Origin of the sequence: Pseudomonas sp. GM24 (genome assembly GCF_000282235.1) — a bacterium.
Classification (GTDB): domain Bacteria; phylum Pseudomonadota; class Gammaproteobacteria; order Pseudomonadales; family Pseudomonadaceae; genus Aquipseudomonas.
Genome location: NZ_AKJR01000396.1, coordinates 1 through 7730, shown reverse-complemented (window position 1 = coordinate 7730; position 7730 = coordinate 1). Strand labels below are relative to the sequence as shown.

Below are 7730 nucleotides of genomic sequence, written 5' to 3'. Positions count from 1 at the left end.
GGCTAGGGTGAGGGGCTCTTCAAGCGTTAGCGTTCGATGATGGCGGTGACGCCTTGCCCGCCCGCCGCGCAAATCGAGATCAGGCCCCGGCCCTTCCCCGCCGCGTCCAGCAACTTCGCCAGGTTCGCGACGATGCGCCCACCGGTCGCGGCAAACGGATGCCCGGCCGCCAGCGAACTGCCCTTCACATTGAGTCGGCTGCGATCGATCGAGCCCAGCGGCGCGTCAAGGCCCAGCCGGGTTTTGCAGTATTCCGGATCTTCCCAGGCCTTCAGCGTGCACAGCACCTGAGCCGCAAACGCTTCATGAATTTCGTAGTAGTCGAAGTCCTGCAGGGTCAGACCATTGCGCGCCAGCAACCGCGGCACCGCATACACCGGCGCCATCAGCAGCCCTTCGGCACCGTTGACGAAATCCACTGCCGCTGCTTCGCCATCGCGCAGATAAGCGAGGATCGGCAGGCCACGCGCCTTCGCCCATTCCTCACTGCCGAGCAGCACCACGGACGCGCCATCTGTGAGCGGCGTGGAGTTACCCGCCGTCAACGTGCCTTTAGCGCTTTTCTCGAACGCCGGTTTCAGCGTCGAGAGTTTTTCCAGGGTCAGGTCCGGGCGCAAATTGTTATCGCGAGTCAGACCAAGGAACGGCGTCATCAGGTCGTTGTGCCAGCCTTCGCTGTAGGACGCGGCGAGTTTGTGGTGGCTTTCGAGGGTCAGTTGATCCTGCTCTTCACGCGGGATCTGCCAGGTCTGCGCCATCAATTCACAGTGCTCGCCCATCGACAGGCCAGTGCGTGGCTCGCCGTTGCGTGGGAAATCCGGAATCAGATGTTTCGGTCGCAATTGCAGAAAGGTTTTCAGTTTGTCGCCGGTAGTTTTGGCGCGATTGGCTTGCAGGAGAATTTTGCGCAGGCCTTCGCTGACACCGATCGGCGCGTCCGAGGTGGTGTCGACGCCGCCAGCAATACCGCTCTCGATCTGGCCGAGGGCGATCTTGTTTGCCACCAGGATCGCCGCTTCCAGACCGGTGCCGCAGGCTTGCTGAATGTCGTAGGCCGGCGTGGCCGGGGACAGGCGCGAGCCAAGCACGCATTCGCGGGTCAGGCTCATATCTCGTGACAATTTCAGCACCGCGCCCGCCACCACTTCGCCGATGCGCTGACCGTGCAGGTTGTAGCGTTCGATCAGGCCTTCAAGGGCGGCGGTGAGCATCGCCTGATTACTCGCGGTGGCGTACGGCCCGTTGGAGCGGGCGAAAGGGATACGGTTACCGCCGATGATCGCGACGCGGCGCAGCTGACTCATGAATAACTCCTTTTCAAATTGATCGAATTTGATGCAGTCCCCTGTGGGAGCGAGCCTGCTCGCGAAAACGCCGGCACATTCAGCATCTTCAGTGGCTGACATATCGCTTTCGCGAGCAGGCTCGCTCCCACAAGTACCGCGTTCCTCTGCAAGACCTGCTAAACCTCAGTGTCTAGCGTAGGCCTTATTGCGTGGATCGAACGATTGATTGCCATCGACAGTCCACACTTTGAACCCCAACTTCTGGAGAGCGTTCCATGTCTGACCGCTATATCGACTTCGCCAACTCGTCCATCGGCCATCGTCTGGTCGGGGCGCTGGGTCTGCCGTCGCCGGTGCGACTGGAACGCTGGCAGGCCGGGCGCCTGCGGCCGGTGGAAGGTGCGCTGCTGATCGGCGGCGGGCCGCTGGCCGAACGCGTCAGCGCTTTCGCCAACCGTTTGACCGAGAGTATCTACCGCTACGGCGAGCAACCGACGACCGCGACTGAATGGATTCCCGGCCACGGCCCGAAACTCAAAGCCGTGGTGTTCGACGCCAGCGAACTGCTGCACACCGACCAGCTCAAACAGCTGCGCGAATTCTTTCAGCCGTTGATGAAGAACCTTGAGCACAGCGCGCACCTGGTGATTCTCGGTCGTGCGCCGGAAAGCCTGACTGACCCGTTTGCCGCGAGTGCGCAACGAGCACTGGAAGGGTTTTCCCGTTCGCTGGCCAAGGAGCTGCGCAGCGGCGGCACGCTGCAATTGATCTACGTCGGCGAAGGCGCTGAAGATCAACTGGAAGGTCCGCTGCGGTTTTTCCTCTCGCCGAAAAGCGCGTTCGTGTCCGGGCAGGTGATTCGCCTGACGGCGTGTGCGACGCAGGTGACTGACTGGACGCGGCCACTGGCCGGGCGCAAGGCGCTGGTCACCGGTGCTGCACGCGGCATCGGTGCGTCCATTGCCGAAACCCTGGCCCGCGATGGTGCCGAGGTGATCCTGCTCGATGTTCCCCCGGCCAAGACGGATCTGGAAGCCCTCGCCGCGCGCCTCGGCGGTCGTGCGATTACCCTCGATATCTGCGCCGAAGACGCCGCCGCGCAATTGATCGAACAACTGCCTGACGGCCTCGACATTCTGGTGCACAACGCCGGCATCACCCGCGACAAAACCTTGGCCAATATGACCCCGGAATTCTGGGACGCGGTGCTCGCAGTCAACCTCAATGCCCCGCAAGTATTGACCAAGGCGCTACTCGACAATGGCACGCTGCACGATAATGCGCGGGTGATTCTGCTGGCCTCAATCAGTGGCATCGCCGGCAACCGTGGGCAAACCAACTACGCCGCGAGCAAGGCCGGGCTGATAGGTCTGGCGCAGGCATGGGCGCCGACGCTGCTGGAACGCGGTATCAGCATCAACGCCGTCGCCCCCGGTTTTATCGAAACGCAGATGACTGCACACATTCCGTTCGGCCTGCGCGAGGCTGGCCGGCGTATGAGTTCACTGGGCCAGGGCGGTTTGCCGCAGGATGTCGCCGAAGCGGTCGCGTGGCTGGCGCAACCAGGCACCGGCGCATTCACCGGGCAGGCGCTGCGGGTTTGTGGACAAAGTGTTCTGGGGGCTTAGGCATGAGCATCGAATGGCATACGCTGGATCGCGAACCGAATCTGCCGGGGCTGTACGCACGGGCGGCGACACGACGGAAAATCACCGGCACGCAATTGCCTGACGGCGGCTTGCGCTGTTGGGTCGATGTCGATGGCAAACGTCTGGCGGCCTATCGCAGGGTGTGTGGATTCGTCGATGACGGTCTGCTGCCGCCGACGTATCCGCACATCCTCGCCTTCGCCCTGCAGATGCAATTGCTCACTGCCAAAGAGTTTCCGTTTCCCCTGTTGGGGCTGATTCATTTGAGCAACCGCATTCGCGTGTTGCGCCCGATGGGCGGGATCGGTCGGGCGCAAGTCAGCGTTCGCGTGCACAACCTGCAACCGCACCCCAAAGGTGCGACGTTCGATCTGCTGACCACGCTGGATGATCAGCTCGGGCCATTGTGGGAAGCGGAAAGCCAGATGCTCTGTCGCGGCGTCAAGCTTGAGGGCGAGCCGGTCGAACTGACCTGGGAGCCGTCGCAATCGCTGGTGGAGGTGGCGCGCTGGAAAGCCCCGGCCGATATCGGTCGGCAATACGCCAAAGTGTCCGGAGACTACAACCCGATTCACCTGAGTGCGGCAAGTGCCAAGCTGTTTGGCTTCCCAACAGCCATCGCCCATGGTTTGTGGAACAAGGCTCGAACCCTGGCGGCGCTGGGCGATCATTTGCCCAAGGCCAACCTCGAAATCGCCGTGCATTTTCGCAAACCGGTGCGCCTGCCCAGTGAGGTGACCTTGCTGGCGAGCGCGGCGGGTTCCAGTGGAGAGTTGCGGCTGATCGGTGCACAAGACCTGGAGCACATGCTCGGGCAGTGGCAACCGATTGCCTGAGCACTCGGAACACCGTTAATTGTGTGTATATCACTTAAGTTTTTCCCAGCCTTTCCCCCTTCGCCGAAAAAACCCGGGCCTTGATTATCAAGGCCTTTTTTTGCGCGGCTATATCGTGGGTATTAGTCCTTAGGCGCTGAACTTCACCCTCTATATAAAGGCGTTAATACCAACTTGAGAATGGCCTGAAACCCGCCCCTGGACTGAGATTGAGCACAACGGTCGAAGGCATCACCGACGACAGATCGGCGAGCCATCGAAGTCAACGAACGTTGTGACAGGTGCAAGGAATTACGATCATGAAAACTCAAGGCGTATGGTGCAAATCGGCAATCGCTCTGGCATTGATTCTCTCCCTTGGCCTCACCGGGTGCAGCAGCGGTGGTGGCGGTCATAAAAGCAGTTCCGGCAGCTCTGCGGCGGACGGTACCGCTGGCACTGGCGGTACGGGAGGCACCGGTGATACTGCGGGCACTGGCGGAACCGGTGGCACCGGTGATACTGCCGGGACTGGCGGAACCGGTGGCACGGGTGGTACTGGCGGAACCGGTGGTACAGGTGGCACAGGTGGCACCGATCCGACCAATCCAACCAACCCGACAGATCCGACCGATCCCACCAACCCGACCAATCCAACCACCACCCCGTTGGTCACCACCACACTGGTGCAGGATGTCGGCACCACCGTGGCCGGTGTCGGCGATGGCGTCGGCCAGATCGGCGATTCCCTGAGCACCGTTCCTGTGGTCGGTGGCGTGGTCCAGAGTGCGGCCAACACCGCCGGCAATGTCGTCACTACGTTAGGTAATGGTGTGAGCAACGGCATCGGTAAACTGGCCACCGACCCTAACGGCCTGACCACCACCGTCGCTTCGGTCGGCGGCGTGGTCACCGATGTAGGCAACGGCGTCTCTGATCTCAGCGGCAAACTGACAACGGCAACCGGCAGCGTGCCGGTGGTCGGCGGTGTGGTGACCAAAGTCGCACCGTTGCTTGATGGTGTCGGCGAGAAAGTCACCATGCTCGGCAATACCCTCGACACCACACTGACCAGCGGCCCGACCAGCCAACTGACCAACAAACTCGGCGGTAGTCTGGTGCCGGTGATTGCGATGGTCGAAAGCACCACGGACAAACTCGGCGCGACCACAGGTCTTGGCGATCCACTCAAAGGCGTGGTTGCGCAAGTCGGCGGCGCGGTGAACACCCTGGGCGGCAAGGTCACCGACGCGGGTAACGGCAATGCCTTGACCAACACACTCGGCGGCGCATTGAGCAATACCGGCACCGCGGTGGGCAAGGCCGGCGGTCTGGTGTCCAACGGCACCGGCGCGGGTACTGGCGGTGGAGTGGGTGGTGGCTTGGGCGGTGGCCTCGGCGGCACCGGTTTGCTGCAAACCGTTGGCGGTGCGGTGGTCAACGTTGGCGCAGGCTTGAATGCCGGAAATACCAATGGCGTCGTCAGCGCAGGTGGTGTTACCGCTGTCGGCCTGGGCAATACCGTGGCTTCGCTCAACACCGTGCTGGGCGGATCGGGCACCCCGATCACCGCGACAACTTCACCTCTGGCCACGGTCGGCGCCACCTTGGGCAATGGCCTGAACCCGGTCACCAGCGCTGTTACCAACGTGACTCAACAAGTCGGCGCGGCGACCGGTATCGGCTCACCTGTTGCAGGTCTCACCGGTCAGGTTGGCGGTGCGGTCAGCAGTATCGGCAACACCATTGCAGCGACCAATAACCCGGTCACCACCGCGGTCGGTGGTCTGGTCACCAACGTCGGCGGCACCGTCGCTGCCGTCGGCGGTCTGGTCAACGGCGGTACCAGCGGGGGTACCAGCGGGGGCACCACCGGTGGCGGTCTAGGCGGTGTACTCGGCGGTCTGACCGGCGCCTTGGGAGGCAACAAACGCTAAATTGCACCTGGCCGATTCGACGGCCTCACCTACAGCGCCTACGCTTGGTTGAGGGCGGAAGATTCCCACGAGTCTTCCGCTTTTTTCTTAGGAAAAAAACAGCTCTGCGCTGTGATCTGACCATGGAGTGTCCTATGCGCGTAATGGCATCCCTGCTGTTCCTCAGTCTCAGTTCCGCCGCCCTCGCCGACACCCTGCCCAGTTTTCTCAACAGCAACGAAACCATCCGCAACCTGCCTGTGCCGAACCTGCCGGCCGATGCTTATCGCCCGAGCGCCACGCCCGTGCAAGTGCCGGACGCCGGTGCCGCCGCTGCGCAACCGCTGTTGATGGATACCAAGATCAATCTGCAAACCGTGCAGATCGAAGGCGGAACCCTCTACCCGCTCAACGAGCTCGCCGAAATCTATAAGCCCCTGATCGGCCACCAAGCCACGCTCGCCGACCTGATCGAAGCCACGCGCAACATCACTCGACGCTATCAGCAGGACGGTTACCTGCTGTCCTATGCGTTCTTGCCGCAGCAAAACTTCAACGATGGCGTCGCGCGCGTGGTGCTGGTGGAAGGCTACGTGCGGGATGTCCAGATCCAGGGCGATGTCGGCCGGGTCAAAGCGCTGCTCGACAAACTGGCGGCGAAGATCCAGGCCGAACGGCCGCTGACCCGCAAGACCTTCGAGCGTTACACCACACTGATGACGCGCATTCCCGGCGTGACGATCCAGGCCCAGGTGCCACCACCGGGCACCACCGACGGCGCGACAACCCTGGTCGCCCAGGCCAGCCGCAAACCCTTCACCAGTACGCTGAGCACCACCGAAGACAACCGCAACGGCACCCAGGCTTTGCTCGGTGTCAGCAGCAACTCGCAAACCTCGATGGGCGAGCAACTGAGCCTCAGCGGTTTGTTCCCGCCGGGTGACGATCACGAACATTACTACCGCCTCGACTACAACCAGTTCCTCAATGACGAAGGCGCGCAACTGGCGCTGTCCGCATCACGCTACCGCGCCGATCCCAGTACCGAAGTCCTCATCGACGGCGGTGGTCGACTCAGCACCCATCGAGAAAACGACCGCTACTCCATCGGTTTCACTCTGCCGCTGATTGCCGCCTCCAACGAATTGCTGACCGCCGGCTCGCGCCTGTACGCAGTCGACGACAAGACTCGCTACAACGGCATCAACTTCCCGTTCAGCACCGAGTTCCGCACCGACGTACGCGCTCTGGCCTTCGAAGGCGACTGGCGCAAGGCCGATGCCCGGCAACTGCGCATTCTGAGTGGCGGCGTGTATCAGGGTTTCGACAGCCTGGGGGCAAATACCAACTACGACGACATCGACCTCGATTTCTTCCGCGTACGCCTGTCCGGGGTGCAGAGCAACAAGTTCCTCGACAACTGGCAAGGCGTGCTGTCGGCCGCGCTGTACTGGAGCGACGACACCCTGCCAGACAGCGAACGCGCGGTGTTCGGCGGGCAGAATTTCGGTCGCGGTTATCCCGACGATCAAGCGTCCGGCGACAAGGGCTGGGGCGTAGCGTACGAGGTCAACTACAGCTTCAACCGCGACGGCAACTGGGTGCGCATCTTGCAACCGTACGTGGTGCTCGACCGCTCGCGCAGCTGGTTCAACGAACTGCCGGTAAAGGCCAACAACCTGTCATCGGCAGCGATCGGGCTGCGGTTTGGCGATGCCAAGTACTACAACATTGCGCTGGAAGCGGCGAAGGCAATGTCGGATGAAGCGCTGGACACGTTCAATCGCAAGCCCAGGTACAGCATCAGTTTCAGCTACCAGTTGTAAGCTGAAATACCAAGGAGGCTTCGGCAGCGGCGGGTGGAGTGTACAACCTGCAGAAATGGGTCGGATTGCAGGCCGCCTTCGCGAGCAGGCTCACTCCTACAGTTGGATTGAGTGCATTCAGTTAGAAATTGGTCGGCTGTCAGGCCGCCTTCGTAGGAACACCGCCCGGAGCAAGCTCGCTCCCACAAAAAAGCAAAAGCGACCCACGCCGCTCCTAAGCTTTTCACCACTCAACAGG

Annotated in this window: 5 protein-coding genes; 4 read left to right on the top strand and 1 reads right to left on the bottom strand. The window is 61.9% G+C overall.

The genetic code is table 11. From position 1 onward, the window contains the following. Positions 1-26: 26 nt before the first annotated feature. Positions 27-1304: an acetyl-CoA C-acetyltransferase gene (locus PMI23_RS29035; RefSeq protein ID WP_007914669.1), complete on the bottom strand. Its 1278-nt coding sequence runs from the start codon at positions 1302-1304 to the stop codon at positions 27-29. A gap of 257 nt (positions 1305-1561) precedes the next feature. On the opposite strand from PMI23_RS29035, the gene PMI23_RS29030 reads away from it, so the two are divergent. The 4 genes from PMI23_RS29030 (at position 1562) to PMI23_RS29015 (ending at position 7492) form a co-directional block, all read left to right on the top strand. After that, on the top strand, positions 1562-2914 hold the full coding sequence (locus PMI23_RS29030) for a 3-oxoacyl-ACP reductase (protein ID WP_007950382.1): 1353 nt from the start codon (positions 1562-1564) through the stop codon (positions 2912-2914). 2 nt (positions 2915-2916) lie between these two features. Continuing rightward, positions 2917-3771, top strand: a complete 855-nt coding sequence (locus tag PMI23_RS29025; protein WP_007914663.1) for a MaoC family dehydratase — start codon at positions 2917-2919, stop codon at positions 3769-3771. A 299-nt stretch (positions 3772-4070) separates the two neighbouring features. Beyond that, positions 4071-5687, top strand: a complete 1617-nt coding sequence (locus tag PMI23_RS29020) for a collagen-like triple helix repeat-containing protein (protein ID WP_007914658.1) — start codon at positions 4071-4073, stop codon at positions 5685-5687. 134 nt (positions 5688-5821) lie between these two features. Next, positions 5822-7492 carry a ShlB/FhaC/HecB family hemolysin secretion/activation protein gene (locus tag PMI23_RS29015; RefSeq protein WP_007914656.1) on the top strand — a complete coding sequence of 557 codons (1671 nt, stop codon included), beginning with the start codon at positions 5822-5824 and terminating at the stop codon, positions 7490-7492. Positions 7493-7730 lie beyond the last annotated feature (238 nt).

Bases quoted from the DNA above. Each gene is read 5' to 3' on its own strand.
- PMI23_RS29035 (WP_007914669.1), bottom strand. From the start codon at position 1,304: ATGAGTCAGCTGCGCCGCGTCGCGATCATCGGCGGTAACCGTATCCCT.
- PMI23_RS29030 (WP_007950382.1), top strand. From the start codon at position 1,562: ATGTCTGACCGCTATATCGACTTCGCCAACTCGTCCATCGGCCATCGT.
- PMI23_RS29025 (WP_007914663.1), top strand. From the start codon at position 2,917: ATGAGCATCGAATGGCATACGCTGGATCGCGAACCGAATCTGCCGGGG.
- PMI23_RS29020 (WP_007914658.1), top strand. From the start codon at position 4,071: ATGAAAACTCAAGGCGTATGGTGCAAATCGGCAATCGCTCTGGCATTG.
- PMI23_RS29015 (WP_007914656.1), top strand. From the start codon at position 5,822: ATGCGCGTAATGGCATCCCTGCTGTTCCTCAGTCTCAGTTCCGCCGCC.